Annotated in this window: 14 protein-coding genes; 5 read left to right on the forward strand and 9 right to left on the reverse strand. The window is 72.5% G+C overall.

Going from position 1 to position 19,433, the window contains the following annotated elements:
* Positions 1-454: 454 nt before the first annotated feature.
* Entirely contained in the window at positions 455-1,438 is a 984-nt protein-coding gene (locus tag ACFVU9_RS24560) for a hypothetical protein (protein WP_387596675.1), read from the reverse strand.
* A 417-nt stretch (positions 1,439-1,855) separates the two neighbouring features.
* Complete coding sequence (locus ACFVU9_RS24565; protein ID WP_387596678.1) at positions 1,856-2,926, reverse strand: bile acid:sodium symporter family protein; 1,071 nt, start codon at positions 2,924-2,926, stop codon at positions 1,856-1,858.
* Positions 2,927-3,051: 125 nt separating this feature from the next.
* Here ACFVU9_RS24565 and ACFVU9_RS24570 point away from each other — a divergent pair, with 125 nt between their 5' ends.
* Positions 3,052-3,942 carry a LysR substrate-binding domain-containing protein gene (locus tag ACFVU9_RS24570; RefSeq protein ID WP_387596681.1) on the forward strand — a complete coding sequence of 297 codons (891 nt, stop codon included), beginning with the start codon at positions 3,052-3,054 and terminating at the stop codon, positions 3,940-3,942.
* Between the two features lie 40 nt (positions 3,943-3,982).
* Here the strand turns inward: ACFVU9_RS24570 and ACFVU9_RS24575 are convergent, their stop codons facing one another.
* The 3 genes from ACFVU9_RS24575 to ACFVU9_RS24585 all read right to left on the reverse strand — a co-directional run bounded on the left by ACFVU9_RS24575 (position 3,983) and on the right by ACFVU9_RS24585 (position 9,995).
* Positions 3,983-5,926: a LamG-like jellyroll fold domain-containing protein gene (locus tag ACFVU9_RS24575; protein ID WP_387596683.1), complete on the reverse strand. Its 1,944-nt coding sequence runs from the start codon at positions 5,924-5,926 to the stop codon at positions 3,983-3,985.
* 132 nt (positions 5,927-6,058) lie between these two features.
* Positions 6,059-8,404, reverse strand: a complete 2,346-nt coding sequence (locus ACFVU9_RS24580; RefSeq protein WP_387596686.1) for an alpha-L-fucosidase — start codon at positions 8,402-8,404, stop codon at positions 6,059-6,061.
* A gap of 103 nt (positions 8,405-8,507) precedes the next feature.
* A complete protein-coding gene (locus ACFVU9_RS24585; RefSeq protein ID WP_387596689.1) occupies positions 8,508-9,995 on the reverse strand; it encodes an RICIN domain-containing protein in 1,488 nt (495 codons plus the stop codon).
* 476 nt (positions 9,996-10,471) lie between these two features.
* Between ACFVU9_RS24585 and ACFVU9_RS24590 the strand changes: the two genes are divergently transcribed.
* The 4 genes from ACFVU9_RS24590 (at position 10,472) to ACFVU9_RS24605 (ending at position 14,050) form a co-directional block, all read left to right on the forward strand.
* Positions 10,472-11,440 (forward strand): alpha/beta hydrolase family esterase, encoded by a 969-nt coding sequence (locus ACFVU9_RS24590; protein WP_387596692.1) that lies wholly within the window; start codon positions 10,472-10,474, stop codon positions 11,438-11,440.
* An 80-nt stretch (positions 11,441-11,520) separates the two neighbouring features.
* On the forward strand, positions 11,521-12,174 hold the full coding sequence (locus ACFVU9_RS24595; protein WP_387596695.1) for a Gfo/Idh/MocA family protein: 654 nt from the start codon (positions 11,521-11,523) through the stop codon (positions 12,172-12,174).
* A 129-nt stretch (positions 12,175-12,303) separates the two neighbouring features.
* Positions 12,304-13,560, forward strand: coding sequence for an SLC13 family permease (locus ACFVU9_RS24600; RefSeq protein ID WP_380445316.1), 1,257 nt, complete (start codon positions 12,304-12,306; stop codon positions 13,558-13,560).
* A 4-nt stretch (positions 13,561-13,564) separates the two neighbouring features.
* Entirely contained in the window at positions 13,565-14,050 is a 486-nt protein-coding gene (locus tag ACFVU9_RS24605; protein ID WP_387596698.1) for a universal stress protein, read from the forward strand.
* On the opposite strand, the gene ACFVU9_RS24610 is transcribed toward ACFVU9_RS24605, so the two are convergent.
* From ACFVU9_RS24610 to larB, 4 genes are read right to left on the reverse strand one after another with little or no spacing between them, the layout of a single operon-like run.
* Entirely contained in the window at positions 14,047-16,662 is a 2,616-nt protein-coding gene (locus ACFVU9_RS24610) for a glycoside hydrolase N-terminal domain-containing protein (RefSeq protein WP_387596701.1), read from the reverse strand. The genes ACFVU9_RS24605 and ACFVU9_RS24610 overlap by 4 nt on opposite strands.
* Position 16,663: 1 nt before the next feature.
* Positions 16,664-17,527 carry an ATP-dependent sacrificial sulfur transferase LarE gene (larE, locus tag ACFVU9_RS24615; RefSeq protein ID WP_387596704.1) on the reverse strand — a complete coding sequence of 288 codons (864 nt, stop codon included), beginning with the start codon at positions 17,525-17,527 and terminating at the stop codon, positions 16,664-16,666.
* Positions 17,524-18,750, reverse strand: a complete 1,227-nt coding sequence (gene larC, locus ACFVU9_RS24620) for a nickel pincer cofactor biosynthesis protein LarC (protein ID WP_387596707.1) — start codon at positions 18,748-18,750, stop codon at positions 17,524-17,526. Before larC ends, larE begins: the two co-directional genes overlap by 4 nt.
* Positions 18,747-19,427 carry a nickel pincer cofactor biosynthesis protein LarB gene (gene larB / locus ACFVU9_RS24625; protein ID WP_387596710.1) on the reverse strand — a complete coding sequence of 227 codons (681 nt, stop codon included), beginning with the start codon at positions 19,425-19,427 and terminating at the stop codon, positions 18,747-18,749. Before larB ends, larC begins: the two co-directional genes overlap by 4 nt.
* Positions 19,428-19,433: the final 6 nt, after the last annotated feature.

Here is a 19,433-nt window from a genome sequence, read left to right on the forward strand (position 1 = left end):
CGCCCTGTGCCACCCCGGCGACCAACGTGCAGCCGACTCCGCCGCCGATCACTGCCTGGCGCTGGAACTCTGCGACGGCCTGGCCGCATTCACCACGCGGCTCGCCCCCACCGCCATCCACGCCGCAGGCCCAACAACCGCCACCGCCCGACCCCTCATCGACCACCTGGCCCACCGGACGAGCGAGGTCCGCGACGGCTACGCACTGCGCGACTTCCTCGCCCATCCAGCTGTCCGCCATCACCCCGACCCCGTAAAGGCAACCGAATTCGAACACACTCTCGCCAGCTGCGCACTAGCCTCAGGCGACCTCCCGGAACCCCTCACCGTCAAGCTGAACAACGCGCTCGCGGTCGCCACCGCAGTGATCGACGACTCCTTTCACTGACGATCCCCGGCGCTGCATGACTGGGCGGCAGCAGCCGGTTCCCCCAGCGAGCAGAACCTGCTCGTCTCACCGCGACTGCCGACTTCGGCCTGACGCCGGTGCCGGCCCCGAGCGGCGCAGATGCTCGGGCTGTTCACCGGACGTGGCGGTCGGCTGCTTCGACGGCCTCCACGAGGATCGGGCCTTGGCCGCGCTCGCCGAAACCTTCCGGGCGCGCACCGAACCAGGCCCGGGCCGATCCAAGGCCTGTCCCATCTTCCGAAGCATCGGAACCTCCACGACAGCAGGCGGGGCGATCGCGCCGGCAAGCAGGGCCCCAGCGCCGGGAAGCGCTTGCCTCCGAAGCGAGGCACTGTAGGCGCCGGCCGCCCCACCGACAGCGAGCAAGGCCTCCGCGCTCGGCAACGGCCCCTGATGACGCCGAAGCCAATCCGCTCCCTGATGAGCGAGCCGCGCGATCCGCTCGCAGGCCACGATCGAGACATCGCGTAGGAACTCCAGCACCCGACGATCACCGACCAACCGGTCGAAGCACTCGCCGGACCGCTCCGCCAGCGTCGTCCACAGGTGCCGCGCAGCGCCACGGACGGTCTGGATCTCCAGCCACTGCGGGACGTCCCGCACGATCGCAGCATCCTTACCGGCTTCCCTCAGCGCCGCGCTGACTCCGTCCACAACGGGGGCCGACTCACGGGCCGTGACTCCCTGAGCAGTTGGTGGTCCCTGCTGCGGCTGCTCCTGCAGCACCGCAATACCTGCGCTCAGCACGGCGCGTAGATCGTCCACGACCTCCGGTCCACTCGGCACCACCTCGACCCAGGCCGCGAGTACCGCCTCCAGAGATGCCCGAAGATCGATGCGAGCGAGCTGTCCACAACTGAGGTAGACGGAGTCGTCGAGTTCGGCTCCGAATTCAAGCTGCTCCCCCGACAACACTCCGTCCTCGTACACCCCGGATGCAGGACCGTCGGACAACGGCGCGTCCTTCGCCTGGGCCTGGGCCGCATCCTGCTCGGCGAGGAAGTCCCAGATGTCCCTCGCGTCGTCCATTGTTGCGTCCTCACGCGTGGCTGTCCGCTCGGTATGAGAATCACGATCGGCCAAGTCCTGGCACCTCAAGTCTGGTCGAAGGCCATACGCTGTCCTGGCGGATCAGCCGGTTCAGCATGACGTCGGGCGCACCTCCCCGACCAGCGACACGCCCGCTACGCGACAAGGCAGTTGACACATCAGAGGCACATTGCCACTGCCGCTTGCCGGGCCATTCGCACTGCCGAACGACATCCGACAGGAGACGGCCGCCAGAGCGAGTTAGTTGTCATTGTGGCGTTCTATGGGACTCTCCGACGCCAAGGGTGAACCCATCGCAGCACCTACCGGACCCGCGCCAACACTTCTGCCTGTAAAGCAAATGCGTTGATACTCAGATGCCAATCACCCCACCCAGCACGGATACGAGCAGCAAGGTCACACCGAGTGGTCAAGCACTCGTACGGGCTTCGCCCGTGCCGCAGCCTCGGCGGCCTGGGCCTCCGCGCCCCAGCGGCGGGCGAGGACGGCGCAGACCATCAGCTGCAGCTGGTGGAAGAGCATCAGTGGCAGCACCATCAGGCCGGCGGCCGGGCCGGGGAAGAGGACGGCGGCCATGGGGACGCCGCTGGCCAGGCTCTTCTTCGAGCCGCAGAAGACGATGGCGATCAGATCGCCCCGGTCGAATCCGAGCCGGCGGCCGGCCAGCAGGGTGATGGTCAGGACCAGCGCCAGCAACACCGACTCGGCCACCAGTAGGGCGGCCAGCCGGGGCAGCGAGAGCGTGTCCCACATCCCGCCGACGACGGGGGCGCCGAAGGCGCTGTAGACGACCAGCAGAATCGAGCCGCGGTCGACCAGGGCGAGGACGGCGCGGTGGCGGGCCGTCCAGGCGGCGATCCAGCGGCGCAGCAACTGGCCGGCGGCGAAGGGCAGGAGGAGTTGTTCGGCGATCTCCAGCACGGTGCCCGGCGAGATGCCGCCCTTGGTGTGCAGTAGCACGGCGGCGAGCAGTGGGGTCAGGAGGATGCCGAAGAGGCTGGAGAAGGTCGCGCTGCAGACCGCGGCGGCGGTGTTGCCGCGGCCGATGGAGGTGAAGGCGATCGAGGACTGCACGGTGGAGGGCAGCAGGGTCAGGAAGAGCAGGCCCTGGTAGAGCTGCGGTGACAGGACGGTCGGCACCAGCAGATGGGCGGCCGTCCCGAGCAGGGGGAAGAGGAGGAAGGTCACCGCGAGCACGGTGCCGTGCAGTCGCCACTGCTTGAGTCCGTTCCAGGCCTCACGGGCGGAGAGCCGGGCACCGTAGAGGAAGAACAGCACGGCGACCCCGCCGGTGGCGGCGTCCGAGACGACCGGTGCGGCGCCGCCACGGGCCGGCAGTACGGTGGCGAGCAGCACGGTGCCGAGTAGGGAGGCGATGAACGGGTCGACGCGGAGGCGGGCGCAGCGGTGTAGCACTGGCCGGGTGGGAAAGCGGCGGGAGCGGGTTGGGGTGTTCGGGCGGGGCATGGTTCTCCGCGCGGGTGGTTTCGGGTGGGACGGTCTCAGCCTTTCGCCCGTTCGGGTGATTGTGAATCCCGCTGGCTGCACTCACTGTCATCATGATTCGTGATATCAGCCGATAGAGTGGCTGGATGTTCGATCCGGTGCAGTTGAGGTCCTTCCTCGCGGTGGCCCAGACCGGCGGTTTCACCCGGGCCGCCCAACGGCTGGGGCTGCGGCAGTCGACGGTCAGCCAGCACGTGCGGAGGCTGGAGGAGACCGCCGGCCGGCGCCTCTTCGTGCGCGACACCCATTCCGTACAGCTCACCGGCGAAGGTGAGACGATGCTCGGCTTCGCCCGGACGATCCTGGAGGCGCACGAGCAGGCGCTCGGCTACTTCGCGCGGACGCAGGTGCGCGGGCGGGTGCGGTTCGGTGCGTCGGAGGACTTCGTCGACACCGAACTGCCGCAGATCCTGCGCGGCTTCCGGCGGCGCAACCCCCAGGTCGACCTCGAACTCACCGTCGGGCTCAGCGCCGTGCTCTACGAGCAGCTGGCCGACGGCCGGCTCGACCTGGTGCTCGGCAAGCGCCCGCCGGGCGGCGACGCCCAGGGCCAACTGGTCTGGCAGGACCGGCTGGTGTGGGTCGCGGCGGAGGACTTCCGGCTGGAGCACCCGGCGGAGCCGCTGCCGCTCATCGTCTACCCGCCGCCGAGCTTCACCCGGGCGCGCGCCCTGGAGGCCTGCGAACGCGACGGCCGGCCCTGGCGGATCGCCTGCACGAGCACCAGCCTGTCCGGGGTCCGGGCCGCCGCGCTGGCCGGTCTCGGGGTGGTGCCGCACGCCCGGAGCCTGATCCCGTCGGGCCTGCGGCCGCTGCCCGACCAGCCGGGCCGGCCGGGCCTGCCGGACCTGGGCACGACGGACTTCGCCCTCACCACGGGACGCACCACGGCCCGCGGCCCGGCCCGGGTCCTGGCCCAGGCCGTACTCGCGGACGCGTTCCGGCTGCAACGCGCCCCGGAGCGGGCGCAACCCTGAGCGGACGGAGTCGCCCCAGTCGGCCGGCACGGCCTCGGCGTCACGAGATCATGAACTCCCCCGTCGACAGCGCACGCTTCACGATCCGCACGTCGCCGATCCAGCCGTGGAAGATCTTGTCGAGTACGCCCGCGTACTCGTACCCGCCGAACATCCACGGTCGCCCGAGGGTGGTCAGGCCGACGGCCGGGGTCGACGGGTTGCGGGCCACCTCGCAGCCGTCCACGTACATCCGGTTGAGCCGGCCGTCGTTGACGACCGCGACGTGCCACCAGTGGTCCAGCGGCAGCTGGTGGCCCCAACAGGTCGACGCGCCGGTCTGGTTGAGCGGGTAGACGCACCACTGCAGCGCGGGCGCCTCGGACAGGCTGAGCGTGACGACCGGCTCCTGCGGGTCGGTCGCGTCCCCGCTCTTGCCGGCCTCGCCGCTCATGCCCCAGCGGCTCAGGATCCCCGACCACGCGTTCTCCCCCGGGTCCCAGTCCGCGGGCAGCTTGAAGAAGGCCTCGATCGTGTAACCGTGCTCGAACGTCTCGCGGTTGACCGGCGCGGTGGGCACGGTCTGGAGGTACGCGCCGACCGGCGGCTTGTTGCGGCTGTCGAAGAGCAGGCTGCCGTGCCCGGGCTGGTCCGGGTGGTGGTCGGACGAGCACGCGAGTGCGGTGTCGGGCGCGCCCGGGGTGGCCTGGCGGACCAGGTCGTTGCCCTGGCCGGTCAGGTCCCGGACGGTCTGCAGGACGCCGGTGCCGGCCTTGCCCCCGCCGTCGAAGCGCCAGTAGGCGAGGGTGTCGCGGACGAGCAGCTCGCTCGCGGGGCGAGCCGGACGCGGCGGGACGGGGGCGAAGCCGGCGAAGCGGCGTTCGAAGGCGATCGGGATCGAGAACCGGTCGACATCGGAGGTCAGTTCGGCCTCCCGGGCGGCCAGGGCGTTGCGCTCCTCCGCTGCCGTCTCCAGGATCCAGGGCGAGAACGTCGACACGTCGATCGTGTTCCGGTCGAGGTCGAAGCGGTAGGTGCGGATCATCGCGGCGCCGCCGTAGTAGCGGTCCTGGTAGTTGGTGATGTGAACGTGCACATCGTTCCCGGCCTTGTTCCGCAGGACGGTGCGGCCGGGCGGCCAGTAGTGCCCGTTCACGGTGAGGAACACCTGGTCGTTGCCGCTGACGAGCTTCTCCCACAGGCGCTTCCCGTAGTCGGACAGGTTCGCCTTGCCGCTGTCGTCCGCGTAGGCCATCTCGTGGGTGGTGAGGATGACCGGCAGCTTCGGGTTCTCGGCGATCATCCTGTTCGCCCAGGCGAACCCCGCGTCCGACAGGCGCCAGTCCAGGGAGAGGACCATCCACTCGCGGCCGGCCGCCGTGAAGACGTGGCAGGTGTTGTACCCGTCGGGGCTGGATGCCCGGTAACCGGGCGTGCGGGCGGCCCTCGCCGCGGTGAACGTGTCCAGGTACGGGGTCCTGCCGCGCTGGTCGTCGGTCGAGGAGCGGACGTCGTGGTTGCCCGCGAGCACGCCGTAGGCGACGCCGGCGTCGTCGAGCAGCGCGAAGGACTTCGTCGCGGCGGCGTACTCGGCCGGCAGCCCGTGCTCGGTCACATCGCCGAGGTGGGCGAGGAAGACGATGTTGTCGTCCCCGCCACCCTCGCGGTTCGTCCCGCCGTCGAGGACGTAGCGGAACGACGCCTCCAGCGGGGCGGGGTGGATCCGGTCCTCGTCGAACAGGTACTGCGTGTCCGGCATGACGACGAAGGTGAACTGCCGGCTGTCCGGGTCGGGCTCCCAACCCTCGGGGCGGGTACGGGGCTTGACGTCGGCCTCGGCGGGGGCGGCGACGCCGAACAGCCCGAGCCCCGCCGAGCCGACCCCGGCCCCCAGCAGCCCGGCCCCGCGCAGGAACCGCCGCCGGCTCGCCGCCGCTGCCCCGCCCCCGTCGAGTTCCGCGGTCCGGGGGCAGGCGCACGCGTCGGACGGATGGGAATCGTGCATGATCGCTCCAAGGAGTGGTGTGGCCCCGGACGGTTCACCGGACGTTAGGGACCGAACCTTGTCGCAGGTCATCCACGTGGCCACGCCGCGCTGAACAGCGGCCGAATGCCGCGATCACGACAGCGGCCCCCGTCACAGGGCGACGATCTGCCAGTCCTGGTTGTCACCTCCGGTGATGGTCCACTGGATGACCTGGGCGCCGTCGGCGGTGGAGGCGTCCTTGACGTCGGCGCACCACCCGTTGCGGACGTTGACGAGCCGGTAGTAGCCGCCGGTCGCGGAGGGGACGAGCTGCCACGACTGGTTGTCGCCACCGTCGCCGGTCCACTGGTCGAGGCTCGCGCCCTGGACGGAGTTGCCGGGGCTGTCGAGCACCTTGCCGCTCTTGGCGTTGGCCAGCCGGTAGGACCCGTCCGCGTTGGGCAGGAGCTTCCACTGCTGGTCGGCGCCGCCGGTCCAGGGCCGTTGGACGAGGCCGGCGCCGTCGGCGGTGGAGGCGTCGCCGACGTCCAGCACCTTGCCGCTGCGGCGGTTGACCAGTGTGAACGTGCCCAGGTCCGCGCCGAAGGGCCGGTCGTAGAGCTCCAGGGTGCTGATGGACGCCCAGACGCCGTCCGGCAGCCCGGTGACGGTGACGCGCACGTACCGTGCCCGGGTGCGGAACTGGGCGACCTGGACCTGGCTGGTGCCGGTCGTCGCGGTGAGGTCGGCCAGCGTGGTCCATCCTGCGTCGTCGGTGGAGCCCTCGATCTTGTACCGGTAGTTGGTCCGGTCCAGCTCCCAGGCGATCCGGGTGCCGGTCAGGGAACGGGTCGAGCCCAGGTCGACCTTCAGCCAGTGGCCGGTGCCGCCGTCGTTCGCGCACCAGCGGGTGGAGGTGGCGCCGTCGACGGCCTTGGCCGCGGTGTTGCCCTTGGAGCTCTCCTCGCTGTCGGCGGTCGCCGTCGCGCCGACGGCGACCGCGACGTCGGCGGGCTGCACGCTGCGGTCGAGGACAACGCCGACGACGCTGTCCTGAGGGTGGGTGGTGCGGTCGATGCCGGCGACGGCGACCCGGCCGTCGGCGCTGACGGTGTAGCCGAGGTTTCCGCCGGAACGCACGTCGAACACGCGGGTGACCTGCGCGTCGCCGATCGGCGGGGTGGTGAAGGTGGTTCCGCTGTAGCCGGGCAGCAGGTGGACGTAGAAGGTGTCGTCCTTGTACGTGTAGCCGTACTGGCCGTCGAGCGGGTTCCACGGCCCGCCGCGGGTGCCGTAGACGGACCGGCCGCAGGCGCTCATGAAGGAGCCGATCTGCCGCAGCAGGGCGGCCTGGGCGTCGGAGACGGTGCCGTGCCGGTCCGGGCCGACGTTGACCATCACGGTCATGTTCCGCACCCAGCAGTTGACCAGGATGTCCATCGCGGTGCCGTAGCCCATGACGGAGGAGTTGGAGTAGCCCCACGTGCCGATGATGCTGAAGACCTTCTCGACGAGCCTGCCCGTGCGGACCGCCCCGGTCGGGACCCCCGGGCCCTCGTCGCTGTCGTAGTCGCCCTTCCAGCCGGAGCGCGAGGTCGCGACGATGTCGGGCTGGTGCTTGCGGACCATGCCCATCAGGCCCAGCGGCCTGCCGTCGGCGTCCGTCTCGCCGTAGGCGGCGTCCACCGGCCACTGGTTGGCGGTGTCGCGGAACCGGCCGGGTTCCCAGAAGAAGGCGCCGGCCGCGTCGGTGCCCTGCTCGGCGATCCAGCCGCCGTCCCACCACAGGTCGTCGATCACGCCGTACCGGGTGACGAGTTCCTTGACCGACTCGTACACCTCGGTCTTCATGATCCGCGCGTTCTCCTTGTGCGCGGGATCGGTGGTGTAACCCCAAGGGTTCGCTGCGCAGTTGGTACCGCTCACATCGTAGTAACCGGGGTAGCGCCAGTCGATCGGCGAGTAGTAGAGGCCCACCCTCAGGCCGGCCGCCCGCACCGCCGCCACATAGTCCTTCACGAAGTCATGGCTGAGGGGCGCCTGCCCGGAGTTCCAGCTGTCGGGGTGGTTCAGCGGCCACAGCGCGAAGCCGTCGTGGTGGCGGGTCGTGAGCGTCGTGTACCTCGCCCCGAAGTCCTTGGCCAGTCGGGCCCACGCCGCCGGGTCGTAGGCATCGGCGGTGAACTGCTCGCTCGTCGCGTCGGTGACGTACTTGCGGTAGTCCGCCGGGGTGACCGCGGCGCTGTGCATGTACCACTCGCCCTTGGCCGGGCCCGCGTACACGCCCCAGTGGATGAACATCCCCAGCTTGGCGTCCATCAGCCACTGGATCTTGGCGTCCGGCTGCTGTTCGAGGCCCAGGTCGGTCTGCGGGATCCGCAGGGGAGGCAGCGGCAGCGGGTCCGCCGCCGTCGCGGCGTACGCGGGCGCCGTCACGGCGACCGGGACCACCGTCGCGGCAACCGTCATGGCCGCCATGCCGACGAGAAGCGACCTGCGCGAGATGGGGTCCGGCACTGTTGTTCCTCCGGTTCGAGTCTGAACGGTGGTGTTGGAGTCCCCGGACGGGCCCGTTGCCGGCCGGGCCCGGCTGCCGACCGGGCCCGCTGCCGTCAGCCGGTCAGGAAAGGGTCCAGCTCTCACTGGCGGCGCTCGAACTGCCGCCCGGCTCCTGGTCCACGGCCCCGCCCTGCGTGGTCGAGCCGCCGGTGCCGATGGTCAAGCCGCTGGCGATGCCGACCAGCACGTACTTGCCGCCGACGAGGTCCAGCGCCCACTGCTGGTTGGTGCCGCCGTTGCAGGTCCACTGCTGCAACTGCACGCCGGTGGCGGTCGAGTAGCCGGGGACGTCCAGGCACAGTCCGCTGTTGGCGCTCGTCAGGGTGTAGACGTTGTCCGCGACCCTGGTGAGCGTCCACTTCTGGTTGGCACCGCCGGTCGACGGCCATTGGATGACCCCGCCTCCGGCGGAGGTGGAGGCACCGGACACGTCCAGCGGCATCGAACTGGCCGCGTTGGTCAGGGTGTAGGTGCCGGCGGAGGGGAGGCCGCTGCCGGCCGACCAGGTGCCCGCGGACGTGTCGAGGGACCAGGTGGGGTACTGGCCGAGGTTCAGCGTCGTCCCCCTGATGGTCAGCGGGAGCCAGATCAGCCTGGATCCGCCCAGGTCGCCGGTGTCCCAGCGGTCCCCCGCGTAGATGTACGTGGTGCCCGAAGTGCCCTGGACGGTGATGATGTTGGCCGTCTGGCTCCCGTAGGTATTGGTGCCGGGGGCGGCCAGGTCCCGCCAGGCCGACCACGGTCCGCTCGGGGACGTCGCGGTGGCGTAGACGTTGTCGTTGAGGTACCAGCCCGACAGGTGCGACCCCAGCAGGTAGTAGATGCCGCCCACCTTCACCATGGCCGGGGACTCGATGCTGCCGCCGCCCAGGAGCGCGACCGGGCTGTCGACCGAGAGGTAGTCGGCGGAGAGCTTGTCGATCCGCAGGCCGCCGTTGTTGCGGTCCTCGGTCAGCAGGTAGCCCGTGCCGTCGGACTCCTGGAACAGGCCCAGGTCACGGCTGACGTTGCCCAGCGGCCGGAAGCTGCCCCGGTAGACGTACGGGCCGCACGGGGTGCTGCTGGTGGCAACACCGGCCTTGGCCTCGGAGTAGTCGCCGCTGTCGATGTGAACGTACATCACGTACGTGCTGGTCGACGCGTTGTAGATGACCTTCGGCCGCTCGACGACCCGGTTCGGCCCCAGATCTCCACTGCTCTGCTTGGCCAGTGCCACGCCCTGGTAGGTCCAGGCGCCGAGGTCGCCGGAGGTGTAGCAGGGGATGTCCTGGAACGAGGTGTTCGCCGACGTCTCACCGGTCTTGTCCTCGCCGAAGCCGTACCAGGTGCTCCCCACCTTGAGGATGCCCAGTCCGTGCAGCTGCAGCGCGTTGCCGTTCTGGTCGGTGCGGGCGCCGCCCAGGGTGAACTGCACCGGGGCCGAGGCCGCCTGGGCCTGTGCGGCGGGCAGCAGCACCGCCGCGAAGGCGCCGAGCAGGGCGAGAAGTCCGGCGAGTGCGGTCCGCCACCGGCCGACCGGCCGGGTGTCGCCTGAAGGACTGCGGGACAAGGGGTCACCTCTCCAAAAGGACATGCGTCGGAAACGTCCATGACATGGGATGGATTAAGGCCCAAACATCGGGTGCTTGTCCAGAGTTTCGACAGCTTCTGCCGAGCAGCCGCCCAACAGTGGCGTGATTCATCTGACCTAACGGCAACAGACATGGGATGTCAGGCGATCCCTGACTCGATCCGGGCCGCTCCACCCGCGCCGGGCCCCGAAGACCGTCCGCACCGGCGTCACCGTGAAACTTTCACCAGTGGGATCGCGCCGATCGGCCTGTATCGCCTGGAAGCCTGGAAGCCGGGAAGAAGCCCAGCCACTCCTTGACGAGGTCGCAGTCGCTGATGCAGCGTCAACAGTCCGAAACACTCCGGAAACAAGAGCAAGGGCGACGCCGTGAGCGCGAGCACCGATGTGAGCGCTCACATGCGTGACCTGCTCACCGCCCGCCGCTGTCAACAGCCCGCGGAGAAAGAGGTTCCATGCTGCGTTCCCGGTACCTGACGACCCGCCTGCTCGCCATACTCCTGGCGGTCGGCGCCGCACTCGGTGTGAACGTGTCCAACGCGCCCCGGGCCGGCGCCGCCTCGTTGACCCGGATCACGGGCTTCGGCACCAACCCGACCGGCCTGCAGATGTACCTGTACGTCCCGAACAGCGCCAAGGCCAACCCGCCGATCCTGCTGGCACTGCACGGCTGCCAGGGCTCGGGCCCCTACCTGTACTCCAGCACCGACTTCGCCGCGCTGGCCGACCGGTACGGGTTCATCGTCATCTACCCCTCGACCAGCCCCGGCGGCAGTTGCTGGGACGTCTCGTCCGACCAGGCGCTGACGCGCAACGGCGGCAGTGACCCGGTCGGGCTGATGTCGATGATCACGTACGCCGAGCAGCGCTACGGCGGGAACCGCAACGCCGTGTACGTCACCGGCGAGTCGTCGGGAGGGATGATGACCAACGTCATGCTCGCGGACTACCCGGACGTGTTCAAGGCCGGCTCGGCGTTCATGGGCGTGCCCTACCACTGCTTCTACACGGGCACCGTGCGCGGCTGGAACGGCCCTTGCGCCGGGGGCCGGGTCTCCATGACCGCGCAGCGGTGGGGCGACCTGGTGCGCGGTGCCGATCCCGGCTACACCGGGCCGCGCCCCCGCGTGCAGCTGTGGCACGGCACCGCCGACCCCATCCTGAGCCACAACGATCTCGGTGAAGAGACCAAGCAGTGGACGAACGTCCTCGGGGTGAGGCAGAGCCCGTCGTCGACCGACACCCCGGCCGCCGACTGGAACCGGGCCCGGTACGCCAACGGCTCCGGCATCACCCAGGTCGAGACGTACAGCATCGCCGGCGCCGGGCACCAACTTCCCATCCAGGGCACGCAGATGGCCGCCTACGCCATCCACTTCATGGGGCTGGACGGCGGCGGCAAGCACCAGCGGGCCCTCGGGTAGTCGCTCTCCGGTTCCCCTCCAGATCAAGGAGATCCCGCCCGGTCGCCGATCGGGCGGGATGCGTCGCCGACGTCTCCGCCATGACCGCGACGGCCCGCGCCGCCGGACGGCTGCTCGTCGAGGCCGCCTGGAACCGCTGGCACCCGCGCACCCGGGACCTCGAAGACCTGGTCGCCCGCGGCGCGATCGGCACCGTCCACACCGTCACCGCCCGGTTCGACGGTCTCGCCCCCGCCCCCGGCAACTACCGCCTCGACGCCGCCCTCGGCGGAGGGGCCCTCTACGACGTCGGCTACTACGCCGTCTCCGCCGCACTCGCCGCGTTCGGCTGGCGCGCGCCGACGGTCCTGCGGGCCGAACAGGAGCGCTGGGGCCCCGGCTCCACCGACTCCGTCACCCGGTTCCTGCTGGAGTTCCCCGGCCGGGGAATGGCCGAGGTCGACTGCTCACTCGTCGGCCGCACGGCCGAGACGTTCACCACCACCGGCACGGGCGGCTCGATCACCCTCACCCCACCGGCGTTCTGCGCCGGCTCCGCCCCCAGCACGCTCACCACCACCGGCGGAGACCGCCGCGACTACCCGGCCCAGGATCCCTACCGCCTCATGGTCGAGTCCGTCGACTCCGCCGTGCAGGGCGACACCACGGCCCGCCTCGTCCCGGTCGCGCAGTCGCTCCTCGTCGCGACCACCCTGGACGCCGTCCGCGGTCACCTGGCGCGAGTCGACAGTTGACGGTCGACTCGACGACTCTGCCGGTGCGGTCCCGGTCGACACGGGGTCCGAGCTGGTGCGCAGCGGTCCCGAGGTGTCTGATTCGATGGGGCCGTCGATCGTCACCACCGCCCGAATGGGAGCAAGACCCTGAGTACGTCGTTCGCCGAGGCGTTGTCCGTCGGCCTGCTGATCCTGGTCCTGGTCTGCGCGGTGGTGCGGCCCTGGGGGTGGCCGGAGGCGGTGGTCGCCGTGCCGGCGGCGGGGCTGGTGGTCGCCGTCGGCGCGATCTCGCCGTCGGACGCCCTGGCCGAGGTGCAGCGGCTCGGGCCGGTGGTCGGCTTCCTGGCAGCCGTGCTCGTGCTGGCCCAGCTCTGCGACGACGAGGGCCTGTTCCACGCCTGCGGGGCCTGGATGGCCCGCACCGCCGCCGGGCGGCCGCGCCGGCTGCTGGCGCAGGTGTTCGTGGTCGCCTCGGTGATCACGGCCGTGCTCAGCCTGGATGCCACCGTGGTGCTGCTCACCCCGGTGGTGTTCGCCACTGCGGCGCGGCTCGGCGCCCGGCCCAAGCCGCACGTCTACGCCTGCACGCACCTGTCGAACACCGCCTCGCTCCTGCTGCCGGTCTCCAACCTGACCAACCTGCTGGCCTTCGCGGCCAGCGGGCTGAGCTTCACCCGCTTCGCCGCCCTGATGACGCTGCCGTGGCTGGCGGCCATCGCCGTCGAGTACGCGGTGCTGCGCCGGTTCTTCGCCGCCGACCTGGACGCGGGCGCCCCGGCCCCGGCCGACCTCGCGCCGCCGGAGATGCCGCTGTTCGCCCTCGCCACCGTCATCGGCACGCTGGGCGGGTTCATCCTCACCTCCGTGCTCGGGCTCGACCCGGCGTGGGCGGCCCTGGCCGGTGCCCTCGTGCTCGCCGTCCGCGCGCTGGTCCGGCGGCGCACCACCCCGGTCGCGGTCGTGCGCTCGGCCGCCGTGCCGTTCCTGGCCTTCGTGCTGGCGCTCGGCGTCGTGGTGCGGGCCGTGGTCGACAACGGGCTCGCCTCCGCGCTCGGGCACCTCGTCCCGCAGGGCACCGCGCTGCCCGCGCTGCTCGGCACGGCGGCGCTGGCGGCGGTCCTGGCGAACGTCATCAACAATCTGCCCGCCACCCTCGTCCTGTTGCCACTGGCCGCCCCGGCAGGGCCCGGCGCGGTGCTGGCCGTGCTGCTCGGGGTGAACATCGGACCCAACCTCACCTACGCCGGGTCCCTGGCCACGCTGCTGTGGCGGCGCATCGTCCGCGAGCACGACACCGACATCGGCCTGGGCGAGTTCACCCGGCTCGGGCTGCTCGTCGTGCCCGCTGCGCTGCTGCTGGCCGTGGTGGCACTGTGGGGGTCGTTGCAGACCATCGGAGGTTGACACCGTGACCGTCGTCGTCTGGATCACCGAGGGCACCTGGCCCGCCTGCGTCGACGCCGCCCGGACGCACGCGCCGCGGGACGCCGGGATCGTCCTGCTCCATGTCAGCGGCCGGGAGGTGCCCGGCGCCGCGCACGGCGCCTTCGCCGGGCTGCTCGGGCGCGGGCACCCCGAGCGTGATCCCGGCACCCGGATGGAGGGTCTGGCAGCCGCCTCGGGCCGGCACCTCCTCGATGCGGCGGCCGAGCGGCTGGGACGGCCCTGCACCCCGGTGGAGCGCAGCGGCCGCACCGAGCGCGAGGTCGTCGCCGCGGCGGAGGGGGCCGAGCTGCTCGTCCTCGCCCGGGACGGCGACCGCACGCGCCTCGGGCCTCACAGCCTCGGGCCGGCCACCCGCTTCGTCGTCGACCACGCCCCCTGTCCCGTCCTGCTGGTCTGGCCGGAGACGGCCCCGAGCGCCGACACCCTCCCTCCCCCGCCCCACCACTAAACCTGGCTGCCCGCCGGGCCGGAGAAGGCGAGCCGGCAGCGGCTGCCGGCCGGGAGGTGGAGCCGGAAGCGCCGGGGGTCACCGGGAACCGGGACGAGTGCGGCGTCGCGGCCCTCCCGATCGGCCGCCACCGGACGGCCCGTCCGCTCGGGCAGGTACAGGTCGACCGTCGTGTCCCGGACGGCGTGCAGCTCGGCGCCGGTCAGCGCGCCCCGGCGCCAGCTCAGGCCGGCCGTGATGCCGCCCCGCGCGCGCAGGCCGTGGACGTCGCCGTCCGGCCAGGACGGCGGCAGGGCGGGCAGCAGCCGCACGATGCCGTTGTGGCTCTGCAGGAGCGTCTCGGCGATGGCGGCGGTGATGCCGAAGTTGCCGTCGATCTGGAACAGCTGCGGCGGGTGCAGGTCGAAGAGGTTGGCCGCGACGGAGGTCGCGAGCAGGCGGTCGACGGCGTGGCCGGCCAGGGGGCCGTCGCCGAGGCGGGCGGCCAGCGCGGCCACCCAGGCGAGGCTCCAGCCGGTGCCGCCTCCGCCGTGTTCCAGCCGGCGGTCCAGGGCGCGGCGCGTCGCGTCCACCAGGGAGGCGTCGGCGAGCGGGTCGACGGCGCTGCCCGGGTAGAGGCCGTACAGGTGGGAGAGGTGCCGGTGCCCCGGGTCCTCGTCGGGGAGGTCGTCCCGCCATTCCAGGAGGCGGCCGTCGGCGGCGATGGACGGGGGCCGCAGGCGGGCGCGGGTCCGGGCCAGGTCCTCCGCCAGGTCGTGGTCGACGCCGAGTTCGCGGGCGGCGGCGACGGTGTTGTCGAGCAGTTCGGCGGCGAGCCAGTGGTCCATCGTGGAGCCGGCGGAGACGGCGGCCAGGGTGCCGTCACCGAGCCGGAAGCTGTGCTCGGGCGACGTGGACGGGCTGGTCACCAGCGTGCCGTCCGCGTCCTCGACGAGGAGGTGGGTGAGGAAGCGCGCGGCCTCCCGCATGACGGGGTAGGCGCGGTCGGCGAGGAAGGCGCGGTCCCCGTGGAAGAGGTGGTGGTCCCACAGGTGGGCGGCCAGCCACGGCCCGGCCATGGGCCAGTGGAACCACATCGGCTCCCCCAGCACCGGGTTGGTGGCGCGCCAGATGTCGACGTTGTGGTGGCAGCACCAGCCCGGCGCGTCGTAGTACGCCCGCGCGGTGGAACGCCCGGACTCGGCGAGGTCCGCGACGAGGTCGAACAGCGGCTCGTGGCACTCGGACAGACCCGTCGTCTCGGCGGGCCAGTAGTTCATCTGGAGGTTGATGTTCGACGTCCAGTCGCAGTTCCACGGCGGCGTGACGAAGGTGTTCCAGATGCCCTGGAGGTTGGCGGGCTGGGTCCCGGGCCGGGAGGAGGCGATGAGCAGGTAGCGGCCGTAGGCGAACAACTGGGCGGCGAGGCCCGGGTCGGCGGTGCCCGCGTTGGCGGCGGCGAGGCGCTCGTCGGTCGGCAGCTCCGCCGCCGGCCCCGCGCCGGGGAGCCGGAGGGAGGCCGCGCCGAAGAGCCGCCGGTGGTCGGCCACGTGGGCGGCGCGCAGCGTGTGGAAGTCCTGTCCCCCGGCGTCGTCGAGCCACTTGCGGGCCTCGGCGAGCGCCGCCTCGGGCCCGTCGGGCCGCTGCCGCCAGTCCTGGTACCCGGTGCCGACGGAGACCAGGAGCACGGCCTCGTCGGCACCGGTGACCTCGATCCCGCCGTCCACGGCGCGGGCGGTTCCGTTGACCGTCCGCACGCGTATCTCGGCGGCGAAGCCCGTGCCCTCGTCGTCCCGGTAGACGGTGTCCGTGCCGCCGAGCCAGCTCGCGACGCTCGCCGGGGCGCGCCCGTGGACCGACAGGGCCGCCGCATCGGCGGAGGTGGCCGTGGCCGGGTGGGGCGTCGTCAGGCTCGTACGGAAGGTCAGGGCGCCGGGGGCGTCCGCGCTGAGGCGGACGGCCAGGACGCCCGCCGGGGCGGAGACGAAGCTCTCCCGCCGGTAGCGGACTCCTCCTGCCGTGAACGACACGGTGTGCACGGCCTCGTCGAGGTCCAGGGCACGCCGGTAGTCGGCCGCGCCGTCCTCGCCGTCCTCGCCGTCCTCGCCGAGCGACGGGAAGGTCAGCAGGAGGGTGCCCAGCGGCTGGTAGGCCTCGGTGTCGGGGCCCTGGAAGTGGGCGGTGGCGATCGCGTGGGCGCCGGCGTGGTCGCGGTCGCGCACCGCCTCCCGCAGGGCGGGCAGGTGGTCGGCGGCGCCGGCCCGGTCGCGGGGGCCGGGGCCGCCGGACCACAGGGTGTCCGCGTTGAGCTCGATCCGCTCGGTGCGCACGCCTCCGTAGGTCATGGCGCCGAGACGGCCGTTGCCGAGCGGCAGTGCCTCCAGGAGGCCGTCGGCGGGGCGCCGGTACCAGAGCGGATCCGTGGCGGGGTGCTGCGTGTCCGTGGGCGCGGTGTTCATCGGCGCGGTGTCCATCGGCGCGGTGTTCATCGGCGCGGTGTCCATCGGCGCGGCGTCCTTCCGGTCGTGGGCGGGGCGGGGGCCGTCGTCCGGGTGGACGGGCCGGAAGAAGGTGTTCAGGGGACGGTAGCGACGACTCTGCGGCGGCCGGTGTCCGGACGGGCCGGTGGGCATCTCAGGACTCCTCGGTGACGGGCGGCCGCTCGTGGTTGAGCCGGCCGGAGGCGAAGCCGTCGATCACGACCGGCGCCGCACCGAAGCCGGCGGCGGCCAGCACGTCGGCCAGGGAGGTCAACTCCGCTGCGGCGGGGACCACTTCGGCGTCGAGTTCAACCCGGACGGTGTCGCCGAGGTCGCGCACGCGCAGTTGCCCGGAGCGCAGTCCGGCGCCGGCGAGCGCCTCGCGCACCGCCCGTTCGGCGCGGTCGACGCGCGCCAGGCGGTGGCCGGTGACGGGGATGCCGTAGCGGATGCGGCTGGCCAGGCAGGGGGTGGCCGGCTTGTCCCAGGTCGGGAGGGACCACAGGCGGCTGACGGCGCGTACGTCCGCCTTGCCGAGGCCCGCGTCCAGCAAGGGCGTGCGGATCCCGCGCTCCCGCCCGGCTCGGATGCCGGGCCGGAAGGGATCGGCCGCGTCGTCGGTGTTGGTGCCGGTGGCGACCTGGTCGAAGCCGTGTTCGCGGGCGACGGCGGCGATGACGTCGAGCACCTCGGACTTGCAGAAGTAGCAGCGGTCCTGCCCGTTGGCGCGGTAGCCGGGGCGGTTCAGCTCCTCGGTGCGGGGAGACAGGTGTGTCACGCCGAGGGTGTCGGCCAGCGCTCGGGCCGCGGCGAGCTCGCCGGAGGCGAGGCTCTCCGAGACGGCCGTCACGGCGAGCACGCCGCCCCGCCCCAGCGCGCGGGCGGCGGCCGCGAGGACGAGGGCGGAGTCGACGCCGCCGGAGTACGCGACGGCGACGGGCCCCGCTTCGCGCACCGCCGACAGCAGCGCGGCGGCCTTCTCCTCGACGGCGTCACCGCCCCCGGGTTCACTGGTCACGGCGTTCCGTCCTCCTGCGTCCATCGATCCGGGTGGTCCTGCTCGGCCAGCCGCCGCGCCCGGTCGGCGACGGTGCGCAGCGGGAGGCCGGTTCGCCGCGCGGCGGCCGCGGCGTCGTCGTACTCCGCTTTGGCCCCGTACGGGCCCTGTTTGACCCGGACGGGCATGCCGTCGACCTCGACGGTGCCGGTCCGCCGAGGGGCCGCGACGCGGGTCTGGACGGTCTGGCGGACGCCGAGCGTTCCCGTCTCGGCGAGCACCAGCTCCCGGAGGTGCGCGGCGGTCTCGGGCCGGGCGAGGACGTGGAGCACGTGCGCCGGGCGGCCCTTCTTCATCACGGCCGTCGTCGTCCAGGCATCGAGCGCGCCCTCGGCCAGGGCCCGCGCGATGGTGTGGGCGAGGGTCTCGCCCGTGACGTCGTCGAGGTTGGTCTCCAGGGTCACCACGGTCTCGACCGCCTCGGCGGCGCCGCCCGCCCCGACCGCGCCCGCCGGTTCCGCGCCGGACGGGGGCAGCGGGCGGCCCAGCGTGACGGCGACGACGTTCGGCCGGTCGGCGAGGACGCGGGTGCCGGCGCCGTAGCCCGTCGCCACCGGCGTCATCGTGGGCGGCGGGCCGTAGCGGGCGCCGGCGGCGCGGAGCAGGGCGGCCCCGGTCGGTGTGACGGTCTCCCCGCGCAGGTCGGTGCCGGTCACCACCGCGCCGGACAGCAGCTCCAGCGTGGCGGGGGCGGGGCAGGGCAGCAGTCCGTGCGCCGCGTGGACGCTGCCGACGCCGAGCGGGAGCGGCGCGCAGACCACCTCCGTGACGCCCAGGGCGTGGAGGGCGGCGGCGACGCCGACGATGTCCACGAGGGCGTCGTGGCCGCCGAGTTCGTGCAGGTGGACCTCGCCGGGATCGGTGCCGTGCAGGCGGCCCTCGGCGCGGGCGATCGCGGTGAGCGCCGCGGTGGCGAGCGCGGCCACCGGCTCGGGCCGCGCGGCGGCGGCCAGCTCCAGCAGTTCGGCGGCGCGCCGCTCGGTGGCGGTGTCCGTCACCCGCACCCGGGCGCTGGTGGCGGTGAGCCCGTGCACGGTGACCCGTTCGGCGTGGAGCTCCCAGCCCGGGAGGCCGGTGGCGGCGATCGAGGCCCGCACCTGCTCCAGCGGGGCCCCGGCGTCGAGCAGGGCGCCGAGGAGCATGTCGCCGGCGAGGCCGGTGAACGGGTTGATCCAGCAGATCACGCGCGCCTGCTCCCCGCCCAGGCGAGCCGGTGCGCGGCCATCGCCGCGCCGAAGCCCGAGTCGATGTTGACCACGGTGATGCCGGCGGCGCAGGAGGCGTGCATGGCCAGCAGGGCCGTGACACCGGCGAGGGACGCGCCGTAGCCCGTGGAGACGGGCACGGCGATCACCGGGCAGCCGACGAGGCCGCCCACGACGCTGGCGAGGGCGCCCTCCATGCCGGCCACCACGACGACCGCGTCGCTGGCCCGCAGCTGTTCCTGGACGCGGAGCACGCGCTGGAGGCCCGCGACGCCCACGTCCTGCACGGTGGTGACGGCCAGTCCGACGGCTTCGGCCACGGCGGCGGCCTCCGCGGCCACCGGCCAGTCGGAGGTCCCGGCGGAGACGACGGTCAGCGCGAAGCCGTTCGTCTCGGCCGGGCGCCAGACCAGCAGGCCGGCCGTGGCGTCGTACGAACCCACGGGCAGGTGGTCGAGGACCTCCCCGGCGGTCCCGGGGTCCACCCGGGTGACGAGGACCGGGCCGGAGTTGTCGCGCAGCAGTTCGGCGACGATCGCGCGGATCTGGCCGGGCGTCTTGCCGGGCCCGTAGACGACCTCGGGAAGTCCCTGGCGCTGTTCGCGGCCGATGTCCACCTGGGCGAAGCCGAGGTCGTGGACGCGGGTGGGGTGCATGCGGCT

This window comes from Kitasatospora sp. NPDC057936, assembly GCF_042887525.1.
Taxonomy (GTDB): domain Bacteria; phylum Actinomycetota; class Actinomycetes; order Streptomycetales; family Streptomycetaceae; genus Kitasatospora.

Coding starts and splice junctions, on each gene's coding strand:
- ACFVU9_RS24575 (WP_387596683.1), bottom strand. CDS start 5,926: ATGCACGATTCCCATCCGTCCGACGCGTGCGCCTGCCCCCGGACCGCG.
- ACFVU9_RS24610 (WP_387596701.1), bottom strand. CDS start 16,662: ATGCCCACCGGCCCGTCCGGACACCGGCCGCCGCAGAGTCGTCGCTAC.
- ACFVU9_RS24595 (WP_387596695.1), top strand. CDS start 11,521: ATGACCGCGACGGCCCGCGCCGCCGGACGGCTGCTCGTCGAGGCCGCC.
- ACFVU9_RS24560 (WP_387596675.1), bottom strand. CDS start 1,438: ATGGACGACGCGAGGGACATCTGGGACTTCCTCGCCGAGCAGGATGCG.
- larB (WP_387596710.1), bottom strand. CDS start 19,427: ATGCACCCCACCCGCGTCCACGACCTCGGCTTCGCCCAGGTGGACATC.
- ACFVU9_RS24590 (WP_387596692.1), top strand. CDS start 10,472: ATGCTGCGTTCCCGGTACCTGACGACCCGCCTGCTCGCCATACTCCTG.
- ACFVU9_RS24570 (WP_387596681.1), top strand. CDS start 3,052: ATGTTCGATCCGGTGCAGTTGAGGTCCTTCCTCGCGGTGGCCCAGACC.
- ACFVU9_RS24565 (WP_387596678.1), bottom strand. CDS start 2,926: ATGCCCCGCCCGAACACCCCAACCCGCTCCCGCCGCTTTCCCACCCGG.